Here is an 18,893-nt window from a genome sequence, read left to right as displayed (position 1 = left end):
CGCTCGCAGGGGAGTACCGCTGCGAGGAGCCGCCGACGTTGCGTCCAGCGGGTTCGGCCCCGGGTCAGGCGCCGACCGGACGGCGGCGCTCCCGCGGGAAGACGACGCCGAGCGCGACCATGCCGATCGCGAGCACCAGGTGCAGCCAGTTGTCCGCCCAGTTGAGCGGGACGAAGTTCGCGCCGGACATCGTGCCCGCCGTGAACAGGCCGTAGACCCACAGCACGAAGTAGACGACGCCGCCGATCACGAGGTACATCCGCGACCCCGTCGCCCGGTTCGCCGCGAGGAGGCCGACGACGCCGAACAGCAGGTGCACGATGTTGTGCAGGACCGACACCTGGAAGATCCCGAGCAGCATCGCCATCGAGTGGTGCCCGGCACCGCCGAGGTCGCCGGAGGTCAGCCCCGGCACGAACCCGGCGATCCCGACGAGCAGGAACACGATGCCGACGACGAGCGCGACCTTCTGGATCGACGAGCCGGCGTAGCGGTTGGTGGAGGTGGTGACGTCACTCATGGTCCGGACGTTACCCAGCCCGCTCGCAGTCCGTTCCCGGCCGGCAGCGTCCCGCGCGCGTCGGACACCGTCGGCCGTGGGACGATGGACCCCATGCGTCTCGTCGTCGCCGGCAGCCCCGCTGCGGCCGTCCCCACCCTCCGACGTCTCGCCGCCTCCGACCACGAGATCGCGGCCGTCCTCACCCGACCCCCGACACCCCAGGGTCGGAAGCGTGTCCTCACGCCGACCCCGGTGGCGCAGGTCGCCGAGGAGCTCGGACTGCCCGTCATCGAGGCCACCCGGGTGGACGACGCCGTCACCGCGCAGCTGGTCGAACTGCAGGCCGACCTCGGCGTCATCGTCGCGTACGGTGCGCTCCTCCGTCGTCCCGCCCTGGACGCTCCACGTCTCGGTTGGGTCAACCTGCACTTCTCCGAGCTGCCGGCGTACCGCGGCGCCGCACCCGTCCAGCGTGCCGTGATGGCGGGCGACACCCGGACCGCCGCGACCGTCTTCCAGCTCGTCGAGGCGCTCGACGCCGGTCCCGTGTACGCCGCCGACCCGTTCACGATCGACCCGGACGCCACCAGCGGTGAGGTCCTCGCCGCGATGGCCGAGACCGGAGCGGACACCGTCCTGCGGGTCGTCGACGCCCTGGCCGACGGCAGCGCGGTCGCCACCGAGCAGTCCGGGACGGTGACCCTCGCCCCGAAGCCGACCGCCGACGACGCGCACGTCGCCTTCACGGAGCCGGCCGTGGCCGTCCGTGCCCGCGTCCGCGGTGTGACGCCCGAGCCCGGCGCGTTCGCCCACCTCGGCGAGACGCGGGTGAAGCTGCTCCGCAGCGCGCTCCTGCCGGGAGGCGCGGCCTCCTCCGCCCCGCACCTCGCGCCCGGTGCGCTCGCACTGGTCGACGGACGACTCCTCGTCGGCACGGCCGACGTCCCGCTCGTGCTCACCGAGGTCCAGCCCGCCGGCAAGAAGGCGATGGACGGCGCCGCGTGGGCACGCGGCCTCGGCTCGCTCGAGGGCGTGGTGCTCTCGTGAGCGCGGCGCAGCAGTCCTCCCGGCTGTCGCGCGGCGACCGTCGCCCCCGTCCGACCAGCGCCAGGCGGGTCGCGTTCGACGTGCTCCGCGCGGTGCAGGTCGACGACGCCTACGCCAACCTGCTCCTGCCCACGCGCATCCGTCGCGCCGGTCTGTCCGCCCGCGACGCCGCCTTCGCCACCGAGCTCACCTACGGGTCGATCCGCATGCTCGGCCGCTACGACGCGATCGTCGGGGTCGCATCCGGTCGCCGGGTCGACAACATCGAGTCCGACGTGCTCGACGTGATGCGCCTCGGCGTGCACCAGCTGCTCGGCATGCGCACACCAACGCACGCGGCGGTCTCGGCGACCGTGGAGCTCGCACGCGAGGTCGGCGCCCGCCGGGCCACCGGCTTCGTCAACGCGGTCCTGCGCAAGGTCGCCGCGAAGACCGACGACGAGTGGGACGCCCTGGTCACCGAGGGTCGGAGCGGCGACGCGCTGCTGGCCACCCGCTGGTCGCACCCGTCGTGGGTGGTCGCCGCACTCCGTGACGCCCTGGCGGCCGAGCGGTCGCGGGACGAGCTCGCCGCCCTGCTCGCGGCCGACAACGTCGCGCCCCGCGTGCAGCTCGTCGCGCTGCCCGGGCTCGCCACCGACGAGGACGTCCGCACCGCGACGGCGACCGCTGCCGAGGACGGATCCGGAGCGGACGGCGGGGCCGAAGCCGACGGCGGGGACGGAGCCGACGGCGGGGACGGAGCCGACGAGCAGCCCCGCACCGACGACGGAGCCGGAGCCGACGACGAGACCGGCACCGCGCCTCCCGGCCGGGTCGCCGGGGCCGACGCCGGCCCGGTGTCCCCGGTCGGCATCCGCGGGACGACCGGCGACCCCGCACGGGTCCCCGGCGTCGCCGCCGGTCGGCTCCGGGTGCAGGACGAGGGGTCGCAGCTCGCGGCCCTCGCCCTCACGCGGTCGTCCGCCGTCCGTCCGGGGGAGCGGTGGCTCGACATGTGCGCCGGGCCCGGGGGCAAGGCCGCGCTCCTCGCCGCCGAGGCCGCCCAGGGCGGAGCGTCCCTGGTCGCCAACGAGCTCGTGCCCGCCCGCGCCGGACTCGTGCGCAAGGCCCTGTCCACCGTGGCGGGAGACGACACCGTCACGGTCGTCGAGGGCGACGGACGGCGCTTCGGCAAGCCGGGCGACGAGCTGTTCGACCGGATCCTGCTCGATGCTCCGTGCACGGGCCTCGGCGCGCTCCGTCGGCGTCCCGAGGCGCGGTGGCGCAAGCAGCCCGAGGACGTCCCCGAGCTCGCGGCGCTGCAGGCCGAGCTGCTCGATGCGGCGGTCCGTGCACTCGCCCCGGGTGGCACGCTCGCGTACGTGACGTGCTCGCCGCACCTGGCCGAGACGCGCGGGCAGGTCGACGCGCTGCTCGAGCGGCACGGCGACGTGCTCGAACAGCTCGACACCGCCGGCGTGGTCCGGTCGGTGGCGGCCCGGGACCCGCAGGTCGCCGACGGTCCGACGGCGCAGCTCTGGCCGCACCGGACCGGCACCGACGCGATGTTCGTCGCACTCTTCCGTCGTCGCCCCTGACCCCTCCCGCAACACGCAACCTCGGCGTCTGCTCGCGGGTTGTCGGCCCAGGAACGATCTGATATGTTGGAGGAACACGACCGGTTCCGCCTGCGAGAGCAGGTCCAGGGCCGGTCCTCTTCGTTCTCGGCCCGGGGGAGGCCCGCTGTGGAACCCAAGCCGTTCCGGCCGTACCGAGAGCAGGTGGCACTCCTGCGAGGACGTGGGATGCACGTGCCCGACGAGGACGCCGCCGTCCGCGAACTGCGCCTCGTCAACTACTACCGGCTGAGTGGCTACTGGTACGCGTTCCGCGAGACCACGGGCGGTGCGCGGGGTGATCGCTTCCGCCCGGGGACCCACCTCGAGGACGTCCTCGCGCTCCACCGTTTCGACGAGCGTCTGCGGACGACGGTGTTCGACGCCCTCGCTCCGGTCGAGCTCGCACTGAGAGCCGCGCTGGGGCACGCACTCGGGCGGCTCCACCCGAGCGCCCATCTGCGTCCCGATCTGCTCGGTCCGCTGGCACGCGCCGGCGACGGCCACCGCAACTGGCTGGAGCGGCACCGCGGTGAGGTCGCCAGGAGCCGGGAGGAGTTCGTCGAGCACCACCGGTCCGGGTACGGGGGAGTCCTGCCGGTGTGGGCCGCGGTCGAGGTGATGGACTGGGGGACGGTCTCGAGGCTGCTCGGCTTCGCGCCGCCGAGCGTCCAGACCGAGGTGAGCGGACGGTTCGGTCTCCGAGCACCGCAGCTGACCTCGTGGTTGCGCGCGCTCAACGTGGTGCGCAACGCATGTGCCCACCACGGACGCCTGTTCAACCGCGCGTACGCCATCCGACCGAAGCTGCCCCCGGTCGGCGCCGACCCTTCGTTGGACACCGCACGCGCATCGATGAACCGCACGTACGGGCAGCTCACCCTGGTGCAGTACCTCCGTGTCCGGAGCGGACTGGGGACCGCGACGCAGCTCACCGGTGTCCTGCGCGAGTTCCCGACCGTGCCGCTCGTCCCGTTCTCCGACACGGGAGCCCCGCTGGAGTGGGAGACCGCCGTCTGGACGGGCAGCGGCGCTCGGTAGGGTTGCCGGGTGACGATCCGCATCTCGCCGAGCATCCTGTCCGCCGACTTCGCCAACCTCGAGCGGGAGCTGCACCGCATCGAGAGCGCCGACATGGTGCACGTCGACGTGATGGACAACCACTTCGTGCCGAACCTCACCCTGGGCCTGCCGATCGTGCAGCGCCTGCAGGACGTCTCGCCGGTGCCGCTCGACGTGCACCTCATGATCACCGACGCCGACACCCAGGCGCCGAAGTACGCCGAGACCGGCGCCTCGAGCGTCACGTTCCACCTCGAGGCCGCCGACGACCCGGTGGCGACCGCCGCGGCGATCCGGTCGAACGGTGCCCGCGCCGCCGTCGCCGTGAAGCCCGGCACCCCGATCACGCAGGTGCTCCACCACCTCGACGCGTACGACATGATCCTGCTCATGACCGTCGAGCCCGGGTTCGGCGGGCAGTCGTTCATGCCCTCGGTCATGCCGAAGCTCGCCGACGCCCGTGCCGCGGTCGACGCCTCGGGGCTCGACGTCTGGCTCGAGGTCGACGGCGGCATCGCGGTCGACACCGTGCCCGAGGCGGTCCGCAGCGGCGCCGACACGCTCGTCGCCGGATCCGCCGTCTACGGCGGTGAGCCCGCGCAGCGCATCGCCGACCTGCGCGAGGCGGCTGCGGCGGCACGCGCGTGACCGCCCAGGTGGGCGGCGCGTCGGGGGCGACCGGCGCCTCCCGTCCGGACGGTGCGTCCGGCGCAGCCGCGCAGGACGGTAGCCTGGTCCCCGTGAAGACGTTCGACGACCTGTTCGCGGAGCTGACCGAGAAGGCGCGCACGCGCCCCGAGGGCTCCGGCACCGTCGCCGAACTGGACGCCGGCGTGCACCAGATCGGCAAGAAGATCGTGGAGGAGGCCGCCGAGGTCTGGATGGCGGCCGAGTACGAGGGCGACGAGCGCACCTCGGAGGAGATCTCGCAGCTGATCTACCACCTCCAGGTGCTCATGGTCGCGAAGGGGCTCACCCCGGCGGACGTCTGGCGACATCTGTAGGAACGCGTGTCGCGCTCACCGAGCGCCACCGCGACCCGCAGCCGTCCCGACCTCCAGCAGAAAGCAGACCACCTGATGCTCCGCATCGCCGTGCCCAACAAGGGTTCGCTGTCCGAGACCGCCTCCGAGATGCTCAAGGAGGCCGGGTACGCCGGTCGCCGCGACCCGAAGGCGCTCCACCTGCTCGACGAGCGCAACGGTGTCGAGTTCTTCTTCCTCCGTCCGCGCGACATCGCGACGTACGTCGGCTCCGGCGCACTCGACGTCGGCATCACCGGCCGCGACCTGTTGCTCGACTCCGGGTCGGCGGCGCACGAGGTCGACGCGCTCGGGTTCGCCGACTCGACCTTCCGGTTCGCCGGGACGCCCGGCCGGTTCACCGAGCTGCAGGACCTCGACGGCGTCCGCGTCGCGACGAGCTACCCGGGACTCGTGGGCGAGTTCCTCGCCCGGCACGGGGTGACCGCGACCCTCGTGAAGCTCGACGGCGCCGTCGAGAGCGCCGTGCGCCTCGGTGTCGCGGACGCCGTGGCCGACGTCGTCTCGACCGGCAGCACGCTCCGTGCCGCCGGGCTCGAGATCTTCGGTCCGGTGATCCTCGAGTCGACCGCGCTGCTCATCTCCAACGACGAGCGCATCCCGGGCATCGACGTCCTGCGTCGCCGCCTGCAGGGCGTGCTCGTCGCCCGCGGCTACGTCATGCTCGACTACGACATCCCGACCGACCTGCTGGAGCAGGCCACCGCGGTGGCGTCGGGCATCGAGTCGCCGACGGTCTCCCCGCTGCACGACCGCGACTGGTCGGCCGTCCGCGTGATGATCCCGCGCGAGGACGCGAACCTCATCATGGACGCGCTGTACGACCTCGGTGCGCGCGCCATCCTGGTCAGCCCGATCCACGCCGCACGCCTGTGAACGACGCGGTGCGAGCCGACGTGACCGGACCCGACAGCGGCGCGGCCGGTGTCGCCGGTGGCGTCTCGGTCCGGGTCATCCCGTGCCTCGACGTGTCCGGCGGTCGCGTCGTCAAGGGCGTCAACTTCCTCGACCTGCAGGACGCCGGGGACCCGGTCGAGCTCGCGGCCCGCTACTACGAGCAGGGTGCCGACGAGCTGACCTTCCTCGACGTCGGTGCCACGGTCGAGAACCGCGCGACCATGTTCGAGACGGTGACGCGCACGGCGGAGCAGGTCTTCATCCCGCTCACCGTCGGCGGTGGCGTCCGGAGCGTCGACGACGTCTCCCGCCTGCAGCAGTGCGGCGCGGACAAGATCGGCGTCAACAGCGCGGCGATCGCGCGGCCGGAGCTCGTGAGCGAGATCGCCGACCGCTTCGGCGCGCAGGCGGTGGTGCTGTCGCTCGACGTCAAGCGCTCGGACCGGATGCCCTCCGGTTTCGTCGTCACGACCCACGGCGGACGGACCGAGTCCGACCTCGACGCGATCGCGTGGGCACGCGAGGGCGTCGAGCGCGGCGCGGGCGAGCTGCTCGTCAACTCGATCGACGCGGACGGCACGAAGCACGGCTTCGACCTCGAGCTCATCGCCGCGGTGCGTGCGGTGTCGTCGGTCCCGGTCATCGGCTCGGGAGGCGCCGGTCGCCTCGAGCACTTCGCCCCGGCCGTCGAGGCGGGCGCGGACGCCGTGCTCGCTGCCAGCGTCTTCCACCGGGGCGAGATGACCATCGGGGACGTCAAGGCGGCGCTGCGCGCCGCCGGCCAGCCCGTCCGCTGACACCCCGTCCGCCGACACCCCGCCGTAGGCTAGGAGTCTCATGACCGACAGCACCAGCACCAGCACGGAAGCGGTCCTCGACCGCGCACGGTTCGGTGCGGACGGCCTGCTCCCCGCAGTCGTGCAGGAGGAGTCCTCGAAGGACGTCCTCATGCTCGGCTGGATGGACCGCGAAGCCCTCCGCCGCACCCTGACCGAGGGCCGCGTGACCTTCTGGTCGCGCTCCCGACAGGAGTACTGGCGCAAGGGCGACACGTCCGGGCACGCGCAGTACGTCCGGGCTGCCGCACTCGACTGCGACGACGACACGCTGCTCGTCACCGTGCAGCAGGTCGGGGCCGCCTGCCACACCGGTGCGCACAGCTGCTTCGAGGTCGACCCGCTCGAGCCCGTGACCGCGACCGCGCCGGTGCAGGCCGCGCCGGCGCAGGCCGGGACGGACGCGACTGACCCGACGTCGGCGACCACGACCGCGGAGGCGATCCGATGACCGGCGCGAGCCGCGCGGAGGAGCCGCGCACGACCTCCCGGCAGGCCTTCGACGACCTGCTCGACGGCCACCGCGTCGTCCCCGTCGTCCGCGCGCTCTACGCCGACAGCGAGACGCCGGTCGGTGTGTACCGCAAGCTGGCGGACGGTCGCCCCGGTTCGTTCCTGCTCGAGTCCGCCGGCCAGGGCGGCCTGTGGTCGCGCTGGTCCTTCGTCGGCGTCCGGAGCTTCGGCGTCCTGACCCAGGACGGCGACCGGGCGTCCTGGATCGACACCGGCATCCCGGCGTCGCGGGCCGTCGGCTCGCTCGACGGCGCCCCCCTCGACGTCCTCGCCCGCCTGCACGACCGGTGGGCGACGCCCCGCGTTCCCGGCACCCCGCCCCTGGTCGGCGGCACGGTCGGGTTCATCGGGTGGGAGGCCGTGCGGCAGCTCGAGCACCTGCCGAACGTGCCCGCGGCCGACTTCGAGGTGCCCGGGCAGGCCCTCGCCTTCGTGTCCGAGCTCGCGGCGCTCGACCACCGCACCGGCCTCGTGCTCCTCGTCGCGAGCGTCCTCAACGACGGCACCGACGACCCGGACACGATGTGGTCCGACGCGCAGTCCCGGCTCGACCGGATGCAGGCGGACCTGGTGCAGCCGAGCGCGGCGACGGTCGCCGAGGCGTTCGAGATCGCCGAGCCGACCCCGCGCCACCGGACGTCGCCGGAGGACTACATGGCCGCGGTCGAGCGGTCCAAGGACTTCATCCGCGACGGTGACGTCTTCCAGGTCGTCGTCTCGCAGCGGTTCGACCACGACGTCACCGCCGACCCGCTCGACGTCTACCGGGTGCTCCGGACACTGAACCCGAGCCCGTACATGTACTTCCTCGCGCTGGCGGACAGCGCCGACGAGCGCTTCTGGATCGTCGGCGCCTCGCCCGAGGCCCTGGTCAAGGTGCAGGACGGGCGGGCGATCACCCACCCGATCGCCGGCTCGCGCCCACGCGGCGCGAGCCCGGTCGAGGACGTCCGCCTGGGTGACGAGCTGTTCGCCGACCCGAAGGAGCGCGCCGAGCACCTCATGCTGGTCGACCTCGCCCGGAACGACCTGCAGAAGGTGTGCGAGCCGGGGACCGTCGCGGTGACCGAGTTCATGACCGTCGAGCGCTTCAGCCACATCATGCACCTGGTGTCGAGCGTCGAGGGATCGGTCCGACCGGGGGCGTCGGCGATCGACGTCTTCCGCGCGACCTTCCCGGCCGGCACCCTGTCGGGGGCACCGAAGCCGCGTGCGCTCGAGATCATCGACGAGCTGGAACCGGCGAAGCGCGGAGCGTACGCGGGCGTGGTCGGCTACTTCGACTTCGCCGGCGACGCCGACCTGGCGATCGCCATCCGTACGGCGCTCATCAAGGACGGGGTCGCACGCGTGCAGGCCGGTGCCGGCCTGGTCGCCGACTCCGACCCGCGCACCGAGCACGAGGAGGCCGTGAACAAGGCGGCCGCCCCGCTGCGCGCGGTCGCGACCGCGAACCGGATGCGCGAGGTGCGCGCGTGACGGCCCGGCGCTCCCGCCCGCTCGTCGTCGTCGCCGGCCTCGCGGTCGCCGGCATCGTGATGCTGTCGTGGACCCAGACGTGGTTCACGGTGCACCTGCACGCCGGCACCGCGGTGGTGCCGCGCGTGGTGGCGGACGGTGCCGCGGTCGTCCCGCAGTACACGGCGCTCGCGATCGCGAGCCTGGCGCTGTTCCTCGCGCTGACGATCGCCGGCCGTGTGCTGCGCGTCGTGCTCGCGGCCGTCGAGGTGCTGCTCGGCATCGCCGTCGTGGCGACCGGCATCGGCGCCCTGGCGGACCCCGTCGCGGCGTCGAAGGGCGCGGTGGGCGAGGTCGCGGGCGTCAGCGACACCGGCGCGGTGCGCCAGGTCGTCGACCGGGTCGACGTCACCGCGTGGCCCGCCGTCGGCATCGCGGGTGGCGTGCTCGCCGTGGTGCTCGGGATCGTCGTGTTCGTGGTGCAGCGGCAGTGGCCCGGGCCGACCCGGAAGTACGCCGCGGCGACCGCCGGGGCCGCCGCCGACGCCCGTGCGGCCGCCCCGACCCAACGCGACGCGATCACCGACTGGGACGACCTCAGCGCGGGTGACGACCCGACCGCCGGGGACGGTGCGGTGGGGGAACCGCCCACGACCGACACGGTAGGATCGGATCGGCGCCGATCGGACGACGGCGCCGGAGCAGAACGAGGAGCACCGTGAGCAACACTGAGCCCGCAGAACTCGGCGAAGGCCACTCGCCCGCCGCCTGGACCGCCGTCGTGATCATGCTGATCGGCTTCGCGGCAGGCACGCTGTTCTTCTGGTTCGACCTGGCGTGGGGCGTCTGGGCGTCCGCCGTCGTCGTGGTGATCGGCCTCGTCGTCGGCGCCGTGATGGCGAAGGCCGGCTACGGCGTCAACGGTCCGAAGTACGTCGCCAAGCACCACGCGGAGTAGTCCCGTGCCGAACGTGCTCGAGACCCTCGTCGCGGGCGCGCTCGAGGACGCCGCCGCCCGTCGTGTCGACCGTCCGCTCTCGGACGTCGAGCGCGACCTGGACCGGGTGGCGTCGCCGCTCGACGCCCTCGACTTCCTGTCGCCCGGCGACCGCGTGAAGATCCTCGCCGAGGTCAAGCGTGCGAGCCCGTCGCGCGGCTCCATGGCGCCCATCGAGGACCCGGCCGCCCTCGCCGCCGACTACGAGCGTGGCGGAGCGTCGACGATCAGCGTGCTCACCGAGGGGCGGAAGTTCCTCGGCAGCCTCGCCGACCTCGAGGCGGTGAAGGCGCGCGTGTCGCTGCCGGTGCTGCGCAAGGACTTCATCGCCGACCCGTACCAGGTGCTCGAGGCCCGCGCCGCCGGTGCCGACCTGGTGCTGCTCATCGTGGCGGCGCTCCAGCAGCGACAGCTCGTGGAGCTGCACGAGCTCGCCGAGCAGCTCGGCATGCGCGTGCTCGTCGAGGCCCACTCCGGTGACGAGGTCTCCCGTGGCCTCGACGCCGGCGCGCGGATCCTCGGCGTCAACGCCCGCGACCTCACCGACTTCTCGCTGGACCGCGACCTCTTCGGCTCCCTCGCCGACCGCATCCCCGACGGGGTCGTGCGCGTCGCCGAGTCGGCCGTCGCCGCGCCCGCCGACGTCGCCCACTACCGCGCAGCGGGTGCCGACGTCGTCCTGGTGGGGGAGGCGCTCGTCACGGGCGCGGACCCCGCCACCACCCTCGCGTCGTTCATCGCCGCCGCGGACGGCTCCGGCCGCCCGCGCGCCTGACCGACACCGTCCCACCGGTCGCCCCGCACACCGGGGCGTCCGAACACCCCGGGAGACCCACCGTGACCTCACTCCGTGACCTGCAGGGCCCGTACTTCGGCGACTTCGGCGGACGCTTCGTCCCCGAGTCGCTCGTGCTCGCGCTCGACGAGCTCGAGACCGCCTTCCGCGCGGCCTGGGCGGACCCGGCGTTCCGCGAGGAGCTCGACACGCTCCAGCGCGAGTACACCGGCCGCCCGTCGATCATCACCGAGGCGCCGCGGTTCGCGAAGCACGCCGGTGGTGCCCGGATCATCCTCAAGCGCGAGGACCTCAACCACACCGGTTCGCACAAGATCAACAACGTGCTCGGTCAGGCCCTCGTCGCGAAGCGGCTCGGCAAGACCCGGCTCATCGCCGAGACGGGAGCCGGGCAGCACGGCGTCGCGACGGCCACCGCCGCTGCGCTCTTCGGTATGGACTGCGTCGTGTACATGGGCGCCGTCGACACCGAGCGCCAGGCACTGAACGTGGCGCGGATGCGGCTGCTCGGTGCCGAGGTGATCCCGGTCGAGACGGGTTCGCGCACGCTGAAGGACGCCATCAACGACGCGCTGCGCGACTGGGTGGCGAACGTCGACTCGACGCACTACCTGCTCGGCACCGTCGCGGGGCCGCACCCGTTCCCGGAGATGGTCCGCGAGTTTCACAAGGTGATCGGCGAAGAGGCCCGACAGCAGGTCCTCGACCGCATCGGTCGCCTGCCGGACGCCGTCGCCGCGTGCGTCGGCGGCGGCTCGAACGCGATGGGCATCTTCGAGGCCTTCCTCGACGACGAGTCGGTCCGGTTGCACGGCTTCGAGGCCGGCGGCGACGGCATCGAGACGGGGCGGCACGCCGCGAGCATCTCGCTCGGGCGCACCGGTGTCCTCCAGGGCACGATGTCGTACCTCATGCAGGACGAGGACGGCCAGACCATCGAGAGCCACAGCATCTCGGCGGGCCTCGACTACCCGAGCGTCGGTCCCGAGCACGCCTACCTGGCCTCGATCGGCCGCGCGCAGTACTCGCCGATCACCGACGCCGAGGCGATGGAGGCCTTCCGCCTGCTCGGCCGGACCGAGGGCATCCTGCCGGCCATCGAGTCGGCGCACGCGCTCGCAGGGGCGATCAAGCTGGGCAAGGAGCTCGGCCCCGACGGCGTCGTGCTGGTGTCCCTGTCCGGACGTGGTGACAAGGACGTCGCGTCCGCCAGTCGCTACTTCGGCATCCTCGACGAGAACGCGGTGCAGCTGTGACGAACCCCGGTCGCTCCACCTCGGTCGCGACGACGATCGACACCGCCAACGCCGAGCGCGCCGGAGCCGTCGTCGGGTACCTGCCCGCCGGCTTCCCCGACCTGCAGACGAGCGTGGACGCGGCGGTCGCCCTCGCCGAGAACGGCGTCGACGTCATCGAGCTCGGCCTGCCGTACTCCGACCCGGTGATGGACGGTCCGGTGATCCAGCGCGCCGCGGAGGAGAGCCTGGCGAACGGCTTCCGTGTCGCGCAGGTCTTCGACGCCGTCGACCAGATCACGAGCCGTGTCGACGTGCCCGTGCTCGTCATGACCTACTGGAACCCGGTGCTCCGGTACGGGGTCGACCGGTTCGCCGACGACCTCGTCGCGGCCGGGGCGTCCGGGCTCATCACCCCGGACCTCATCCCGGACGAGGGTCGCGCCTGGATCGACGCCTCCGAGCGCACCGGGCTCGACCGGGTCTTCCTCGCGGCGCCGTCCTCGACGGACACCCGCATGGAGCAGGCGGTCCGCTCCAGCCGCGGCTTCGTCTACGCCGTGTCGACGATGGGCGTCACCGGCGCCCGCGTCGGCGTCGACACCGCCGCCCGCACCGTCGTGTCGCGACTGCGCGACGCCGGTGTGGAGCGCACGTGCGTCGGCCTCGGCATCTCGACGGCAGACCAGGTGCGCGAGGTCCTCGAGTACGCCGACGGGGCGATCGTCGGGTCCGCCTTCGTGCGCGCCCTCGCCGACCTCGGCGTGCAGGGGGTCGCGGACCGCGCGGCCGACCTGACCAGCGGCGCCGCGCGCAGCTGAGGCGAGCACCGGTCCGGACGGGAGGCGCGGTGTCGGTGGGTCGACCGGCGCACCGGCCCCGCGCCTCCCGTGCACCGTGCTCCCAGTTCCCACAGGTCGACCCACCCCGTTCCTGGTCGGCGCGGTTCCCGCGCTACAGTGAGCGGGGCCGACCCTCCAGCGGCACCGCGGCCGTCCAGCACCGAAAGGCGACAGCACCTCCATGCCCCTCCTGAGCATCCCGAGCCCGAGCACCGCGTGGCAGTACTTCGACCTGACCGCCTGGCTGCGCGACGTCTTCGGGTGGTCGCTGCCGCTCGACTTCCGCATCCACGCGTACGCGATCTGCATCCTGCTGGGCATCGTCGCGGCCGTCGTGCTCGCGAACCGGCGGCTCAACGCCCGCGGGGTCGAGCGCTGGATCATCATCGACATCGCGATCTGGGCGGTGCCCGCCGGCATCATCGGCGGTCGGTTGTTCCACGTGTTCAGCCACGTCAGCGACTACTTCGGGCCGGGGCGTGACCCGCTCTCGTTCCTCTACATCTGGGAGGGCGGGCTGGCCATCTTCGGCGCGCTCATCCTCGGGTCGGTCGGTGCGTACATCGGGTGCCGTCAGGTGGGCCTGCGCTTCTCGACCCTGATCGACGCGATCGCTCCCGGCGTCCTGCTCGCCCAGGCGTTCGGTCGCCTCGGCAACTACTTCAACCACGAGCTCTTCGGCATGCCGACGAGCCTGCCGTGGGGGCTCGAGATCGAGTCGACGAACGCGGCGTTCCCGAAGGGGCTGCCCGAGGGCACCCTGTTCCACCCGACCTTCCTCTACGAGATCATCTGGAACGTCGTGGGCGTCGTCGTGATCCTGCTGCTCGACAAGCGGTTCCGGCTGCAGTGGGGCAAGGTCATGGCGCTCTACCTGATCTGGTACGGCACCGGTCGCTCGGTCCTCGAGTCCATCCGCGTCGACACGAGCGAGACCTTCGCCGGGATCCGCACGAACGTCTGGATGTCCTTCGCCGCGATCCTGCTCGGCATCGTGATCTTCCTCGTACAGACCCGTCGGCACACCGGCAACGAGCCCAGCCCGTACCTGCCGGGTCGCGAGCCGCGTCGGTCCTCCGATGTAGACTCGGACGACACCTGGTCGGAACACGACGACGACGCTCCGGCGGTCGCCGACGACGCCGATCCGGTCCCAGCAGCAGGCCGCGCGCGGTAACTCCGCGACCGGCAGCACCGGCTCCTCGGACGGCACCCGCCGGCCGCGGGGCACCATCCGAACGGTCGGGTCGCCACGAGCGGCCCCGCCACCTCGCGCGTCGTCTGCGCACCCTCCACGGCGACGCGCACGGGCACCAGGTCCGCCCGCTCGGGCGGAACGCACCACCGGGCCACCGACGTCCCTGTTCCACTCCCTCGTGAGGACGGTTCCCCATGGCGCTCCAGCCAGACCCTGCCCCCCGTTCGACGCGCTCCCTGCAGCCGGCGCACCGACGATTCTCGGCCGTGCCCGAGGCGACCGGTGCGTACGACCCGGCGAACGAGAAGGACGCCTGCGGCCTCGCGATGGTCGCGACGCTCCGCGGTACCGCGGGGCACGACATCGTCGACGCCGCGCTGGGTGCACTCCGGAACCTCGAGCACCGCGGTGCCGTCGGTTCCGACGCGGGCACCGGTGACGGCGCGGGCATCCTGTGCCAGGTGCCGGACGCGTTCCTGCGCGACGAGGTGCCGTTCGACCTGCCCGCCGCGGGGGAGTACGCCGTCGGGACGGCCTACCTGCCCGTCGACGAGGACGAGCGCCACGCGGTGAAGGGTGCGGTCGAGCGCCTGGCCCGCGAGGAGGGCCTGAAGGTCCTCGGGTGGCGTGCGGTCCCGGTTCGGCCGGAGGTCCTCGGGACGCTCGCGCGCGCCGCGATGCCGGCGTTCGAGCAGCTGTTCGTCGCCTCCACCCGTCACGACGTGCACGGCGCCGCCTGGAGCGGCATCGCCCTCGACCGGCAGGCCTTCCGACTGCGCAAGCGCGCGGAGCACGGCGTCGAGGTCTACTTCATGTCGCTGTCCAGCCGCACCATGGTCTACAAGGGCATGGTCACGACGCTCCAGCTCGAGCCGTTCTACCCGGACCTCAGCGACGAGCGCTTCGCCTCGAAGCTCGCGATCGTGCACTCGCGCTACTCGACGAACACCTTCCCGTCGTGGCCGCTGGCGCAACCGTTCCGGACGCTCGCCCACAACGGCGAGATCAACACCGTCCGCGGCAACCGGAACTGGATGCGGGCGCGCCAGTCGCAGCTCGAGAGCGAGCTGCTCGGCGACCTCGCACCGCTGCTGCCGATCGTCAGCCCGGGCGCGAGCGACTCGGCGTCGTTCGACGAGACCCTCGAGCTGCTCACGCTGACCGGCCGCAGCCTGCCGCACGCGGTGTCGATGATGGTGCCGGAGGCCTGGGAGAACCAGGTCGGGATGGACCCCGACCTGCGGGCGTTCTACGAGTACCACTCGATGCTCATGGAGCCGTGGGACGGCCCGGCGGCCATCACGTTCACCGACGGCGCGGTCGTCGGCGCGACGCTCGACCGCAACGGCCTGCGTCCCGGGCGATTCCTGGTGACCGACGACGGCCTCATCGTGATGGGCTCGGAGACGGGCGTCATCGACGTGCCGCCGGGCAAGGTCGTCCGCAAGGGCCGCCTGCGTCCGGGTCGGATGTTCGTCGTGGACACCGAGGCCGGGCGGATCATCGAGGACGACGAGGTCAAGCGCGAGCTGGCGACCTCGGGGCCGTGGGCGCAGTGGCTCGACGAAGGCCGGATCAACCTGAGCGACCTGCCGGAGCGCGAGCACATCGTGCACACCCCGGCGTCGGTCACCCGGCGACAGCGCGCGTTCGGCTACACGGAGGAAGAGGTCCGCATCCTCCTCCGCCCGATGGCGCAGACGGGTGCGGAGCCCCTCGGCGCGATGGGCTCGGACACGCCGATCGCCGTGCTCTCCGAGCGCCCGCGCCTGCTGTTCGACTACTTCACGCAGCAGTTCGCGCAGGTGACGAACCCGCCGCTCGACTCCATCCGCGAGCAGGTCATCACCTCGATGGGCATGGGCCTCGGGCCGGAGCGCAACCTGCTGAGCGCCGGCCCCGAGCACGCGAAGCAGATCGTGCTCGACTTCCCGGTGATCGACAACGACGAGCTCGCGAAGATCCAGCACTTCGAGACGGAGTCCGGTCGGCACCTGACGGTGACGATCAAGGGCCTGTACCGCGTCGACGCGGGCAAGAAGGCGATGCAGAAGCGCATCGCCGCGGTCTGCGACGAGGTCGACCAGGCGATCGAGTCGGGCAAGCAGTTCATCGTGCTGTCCGACCGTGACGGCAACGCCGAGCAGGCACCCGTGCCGAGCCTGCTGCTGCTCGCTGCGGTGCACCACCACCTCATCCGCACCGAGCAGCGCATGAAGGTCGGACTCATCGTCGAGGCCGGCGACGTGCGCGAGGTCCACCATGTCGCGACCCTGATCGGCTACGGCGCCTCGGCGATCAACCCGTACCTGGCCATGGAGACCTGCGAGAACCTCGTGCGCTCGGGGATGATCACCGGGATCACCCCGGAGCAGGCCGTCCGGAACGTCATCAAGGCGCTCGGCAAGGGCGTGCTCAAGATCATGTCGAAGATGGGCATCTCGACGGTGTCCAGCTACGCCGGCGCCCAGGCGTTCGAGGCGGTCGGGCTCAGCCAGGAGTTCGTCGACCGGTACTTCACCGGGACGTCGTCCATCCTCGGTGGCGTCGGGATCGAGGTCATCGCCAAGGAGAACGCCGAGCGGCACGCCCAGGCGTACCCGCAGGACGGCGCCGTGCTGTCGCACGAGCGGCTGCAGACCGGCGGCGAGTACCAGTGGCGCCGTGAGGGTCCGCCGCACCTGTTCAACCCGGACACGGTGTTCCGGCTCCAGCACGCCACCCGTGCCCGCCGGTACGACATCTTCCGTGAGTACTCGCAGGCGGTCGACGACCAGTCCGAGGAGCTCATGACGCTCCGCGGTCTGTTCCGGTTCCGTCACGGCGTCCGGAAGCCGATCGCGTTGGACGAGGTCGAGCCGATCGAGTCGATCGTGCAGCGGTTCAACACCGGCGCGATGTCCTACGGGTCGATCTCACAAGAGGCCCACGAGACCCTCGCGATCGCGATGAACCGCCTCGGTGCGCGCTCGAACACGGGCGAGGGCGGCGAGGACGTCGAGCGTCTGCTCGACCCCGAGCGTCGCAGTGCGATCAAGCAGGTCGCCTCCGGTCGGTTCGGCGTCACGAGCATGTACCTGACGCACGCGACCGACATCCAGCTGAAGATGGCGCAGGGCGCGAAGCCGGGCGAGGGCGGGCAGCTGCCCCCGACGAAGGTGTACCCGTGGGTCGCCCGCACGCGGCACGCCACCGCCGGCGTCGGACTCATCTCGCCGCCGCCGCACCACGACATCTACTCGATCGAGGACCTCAAGCAGCTGATCTTCGACGTCAAGCGGGCGAACCCGGCCGCGCGCGTCCACGTGAAGCTCGTGAGCCAGTCCGGCATCGGCGCGGTCGCAGCGGGCGTGACGAAGGCGCTGGCCGACGTCGTGCTCGTGTCGGGCCACGACGGTGGCACCGGCGCGTCCCCGCTCAACTCGTTGAAGCACGCGGGCACCCCGTGGGAGATCGGTCTCGCCGAGACCCAGCAGACCCTGATGCTGAACGGCATGCGCGACCGGGTGGTCGTGCAGGTGGACGGGCAGATGAAGACCGGCCGTGACGTCGTCGTGGCGGCGCTGCTCGGCGCCGAGGAGTACGGCTTCGCGACGGCTCCGCTCGTCGTCGAGGGCTGCATCCTCATGCGCGTCTGCCACCTGGACACGTGCCCGGTCGGCGTCGCGACGCAGAACCCGGAGCTCCGGAAGCGCTTCACGGGCAAGCCGGAGTTCGTCGTCAACTTCTTCGAGTTCATCGCGCAGGAGGTCCGGGAGCTCCTCGCGGAGCTCGGCTTCCGCACGCTGGACGAGGCGATCGGGCAGGTCGACGCGCTCGACACCGACCGTGCCGTCGAGCACTGGAAGGCCTCCGGTCTCGACCTCGCGCCGGTGCTGCACGGACCGGAGTTCGGCCGCGACGAGCCCCGACGCCACCTGCGTGAGCAGGACCACGAGCTCGACGAGCACTTCGACGTGCAGCTCGTCCAGCAGACGGCGGACGTGCTGGAGCACGGTGGTTCCGTCGCGCTCGACCTGCCGATCCGCAACACGGAGCGCGCGGTCGGCACCATGCTCGGCCACGAGGTCACGCTGCGGCACGGCGAGCACGGCCTGCCCGCAGGGTCGATCGACATCACGCTGCGCGGCTCGGCCGGGCAGTCCCTCGGTGCGTTCCTGCCCGCCGGCATCACGCTCCGCCTGGTCGGGGACAGCAACGACTACGTCGGCAAGGGCCTGTCCGGCGGCGCCATCGTCGTCCGTCCGGACACCGAGTCGGCGTTCGAACCGTCGGAGAACGTCATCGCCGGCAACGTCATCGGCTACGGCGCGACCCAGGGCAGCATGTTCATCCGCGGCATCGTGGGCGAGCGCTTCCTCGTCCGCAACTCCGGCGCGACCGCGGTCGTCGAGGGCGTCGGCGACCACGCACTCGAGTACATGACCGGCGGGCTCGCACTGATCCTGGGCGAGACCGGACGCAACCTCGGCGCCGGTATGTCCGGCGGCACCGCGTACGTGCGCGGCCTCCGTCGGGAACACGTGAACGCCGACGCGCTGGCGACCGGTGAGCTGCGGCTCGAGGAACTGGACAGCGCCGACGTCGAGATCGTCACCGACCTGCTCCGGCAGCACCTCGCCGAGACCGGGTCGACCGTGGCCGGCGACCTGCTCGACTCCAGCGACCTCGGCGACTTCGTCAAGGTGCTCCCGCGGGACTACGCCGCCGTGCTCGCGACCCGCCAGCAGGCGGTCGACGAGGGCCTCGACCCCGACGGCACCGTCGTCTGGAACCGCATCCTGGAGGTCACCGGTGGCTGACACGACCCGGGCCGCCGTGCGGACCCCGATCCCGACCGACGCGGACATCCACACCCACACCCCCGTC

At 72.3% G+C, this 18,893-nt stretch carries 17 protein-coding genes; 16 read left to right on the top strand and 1 reads right to left on the bottom strand.

The genetic code is table 11. The features are described 5' to 3' along the window. Nucleotides 1–64 precede the first annotated feature (64 nt). Complete coding sequence (locus tag Q9R28_RS03215; protein ID WP_174234689.1) at nucleotides 65–520, bottom strand: DUF4383 domain-containing protein; 456 nt, start codon at nucleotides 518–520, stop codon at nucleotides 65–67. Nucleotides 521–613: 93 nt separating this feature from the next. On the opposite strand from Q9R28_RS03215, the gene Q9R28_RS03210 reads away from it, so the two are divergent. The 16 genes from Q9R28_RS03210 to gltB all read left to right on the top strand — a co-directional run bounded on the left by Q9R28_RS03210 (nucleotide 614) and on the right by gltB (nucleotide 18,826). Continuing rightward, on the top strand, nucleotides 614–1,549 hold the full coding sequence (locus Q9R28_RS03210; RefSeq protein WP_311205451.1) for a methionyl-tRNA formyltransferase: 936 nt from the start codon (nucleotides 614–616) through the stop codon (nucleotides 1,547–1,549). Continuing rightward, on the top strand, nucleotides 1,546–3,129 hold the full coding sequence (locus Q9R28_RS03205) for an RsmB/NOP family class I SAM-dependent RNA methyltransferase (protein ID WP_311205450.1): 1,584 nt from the start codon (nucleotides 1,546–1,548) through the stop codon (nucleotides 3,127–3,129). Before Q9R28_RS03210 ends, Q9R28_RS03205 begins: the two co-directional genes overlap by 4 nt. A gap of 183 nt (nucleotides 3,130–3,312) precedes the next feature. Beyond that, a complete protein-coding gene (locus Q9R28_RS03200; RefSeq protein WP_307810340.1) occupies nucleotides 3,313–4,188 on the top strand; it encodes an Abi family protein in 876 nt (291 codons plus the stop codon). A gap of 9 nt (nucleotides 4,189–4,197) precedes the next feature. Then, on the top strand, nucleotides 4,198–4,857 hold the full coding sequence (gene rpe, locus Q9R28_RS03195) for a ribulose-phosphate 3-epimerase (protein ID WP_251155028.1): 660 nt from the start codon (nucleotides 4,198–4,200) through the stop codon (nucleotides 4,855–4,857). Nucleotides 4,858–4,949: 92 nt separating this feature from the next. Next, entirely contained in the window at nucleotides 4,950–5,213 is a 264-nt protein-coding gene (locus tag Q9R28_RS03190; RefSeq protein WP_058726551.1) for a phosphoribosyl-ATP diphosphatase, read from the top strand. A gap of 75 nt (nucleotides 5,214–5,288) precedes the next feature. Beyond that, nucleotides 5,289–6,128 carry an ATP phosphoribosyltransferase gene (gene hisG, locus Q9R28_RS03185; RefSeq protein WP_066654512.1) on the top strand — a complete coding sequence of 280 codons (840 nt, stop codon included), beginning with the start codon at nucleotides 5,289–5,291 and terminating at the stop codon, nucleotides 6,126–6,128. A gap of 20 nt (nucleotides 6,129–6,148) precedes the next feature. Then, on the top strand, nucleotides 6,149–6,946 hold the full coding sequence (gene hisF, locus Q9R28_RS03180; protein ID WP_066658289.1) for an imidazole glycerol phosphate synthase subunit HisF: 798 nt from the start codon (nucleotides 6,149–6,151) through the stop codon (nucleotides 6,944–6,946). 40 nt (nucleotides 6,947–6,986) lie between these two features. Further along, the gene (hisI, locus tag Q9R28_RS03175; RefSeq protein WP_066654510.1) at nucleotides 6,987–7,436 is read left to right on the top strand and encodes a phosphoribosyl-AMP cyclohydrolase; all 450 of its coding nucleotides are present in this window, start codon (nucleotides 6,987–6,989) and stop codon (nucleotides 7,434–7,436) included. After that, nucleotides 7,433–8,977, top strand: coding sequence for an anthranilate synthase component I (locus Q9R28_RS03170; protein ID WP_066654508.1), 1,545 nt, complete (start codon nucleotides 7,433–7,435; stop codon nucleotides 8,975–8,977). Before hisI ends, Q9R28_RS03170 begins: the two co-directional genes overlap by 4 nt. After that, on the top strand, nucleotides 8,974–9,678 hold the full coding sequence (locus Q9R28_RS03165) for a Trp biosynthesis-associated membrane protein (protein WP_066654506.1): 705 nt from the start codon (nucleotides 8,974–8,976) through the stop codon (nucleotides 9,676–9,678). The genes Q9R28_RS03170 and Q9R28_RS03165 overlap by 4 nt, the downstream gene beginning before the upstream one ends. Continuing rightward, nucleotides 9,675–9,914 (top strand): DUF6704 family protein, encoded by a 240-nt coding sequence (locus Q9R28_RS03160; protein WP_066654504.1) that lies wholly within the window; start codon nucleotides 9,675–9,677, stop codon nucleotides 9,912–9,914. Before Q9R28_RS03165 ends, Q9R28_RS03160 begins: the two co-directional genes overlap by 4 nt. Nucleotides 9,915–9,927: 13 nt before the next feature. After that, nucleotides 9,928–10,728 carry an indole-3-glycerol phosphate synthase TrpC gene (trpC, locus tag Q9R28_RS03155; protein WP_066658277.1) on the top strand — a complete coding sequence of 267 codons (801 nt, stop codon included), beginning with the start codon at nucleotides 9,928–9,930 and terminating at the stop codon, nucleotides 10,726–10,728. 62 nt (nucleotides 10,729–10,790) lie between these two features. Then, nucleotides 10,791–12,005, top strand: coding sequence for a tryptophan synthase subunit beta (gene trpB / locus Q9R28_RS03150; protein ID WP_066654498.1), 1,215 nt, complete (start codon nucleotides 10,791–10,793; stop codon nucleotides 12,003–12,005). Next, the gene (gene trpA / locus Q9R28_RS03145; RefSeq protein WP_209682465.1) at nucleotides 12,002–12,805 is read left to right on the top strand and encodes a tryptophan synthase subunit alpha; all 804 of its coding nucleotides are present in this window, start codon (nucleotides 12,002–12,004) and stop codon (nucleotides 12,803–12,805) included. Before trpB ends, trpA begins: the two co-directional genes overlap by 4 nt. A gap of 202 nt (nucleotides 12,806–13,007) precedes the next feature. After that, complete coding sequence (lgt, locus tag Q9R28_RS03140; RefSeq protein ID WP_311205449.1) at nucleotides 13,008–14,003, top strand: prolipoprotein diacylglyceryl transferase; 996 nt, start codon at nucleotides 13,008–13,010, stop codon at nucleotides 14,001–14,003. 347 nt (nucleotides 14,004–14,350) lie between these two features. Then, nucleotides 14,351–18,826 carry a glutamate synthase large subunit gene (gene gltB / locus Q9R28_RS03135; protein WP_396137148.1) on the top strand — a complete coding sequence of 1,492 codons (4,476 nt, stop codon included), beginning with the start codon at nucleotides 14,351–14,353 and terminating at the stop codon, nucleotides 18,824–18,826. Nucleotides 18,827–18,893 lie beyond the last annotated feature (67 nt).

The organism is Curtobacterium sp. BRD11 (assembly GCF_031844345.1).
In the GTDB taxonomy this organism is placed as follows: Bacteria; Actinomycetota; Actinomycetes; order Actinomycetales; family Microbacteriaceae; genus Curtobacterium.
This window is presented reverse-complemented; position numbering and strand designations above follow the sequence as displayed.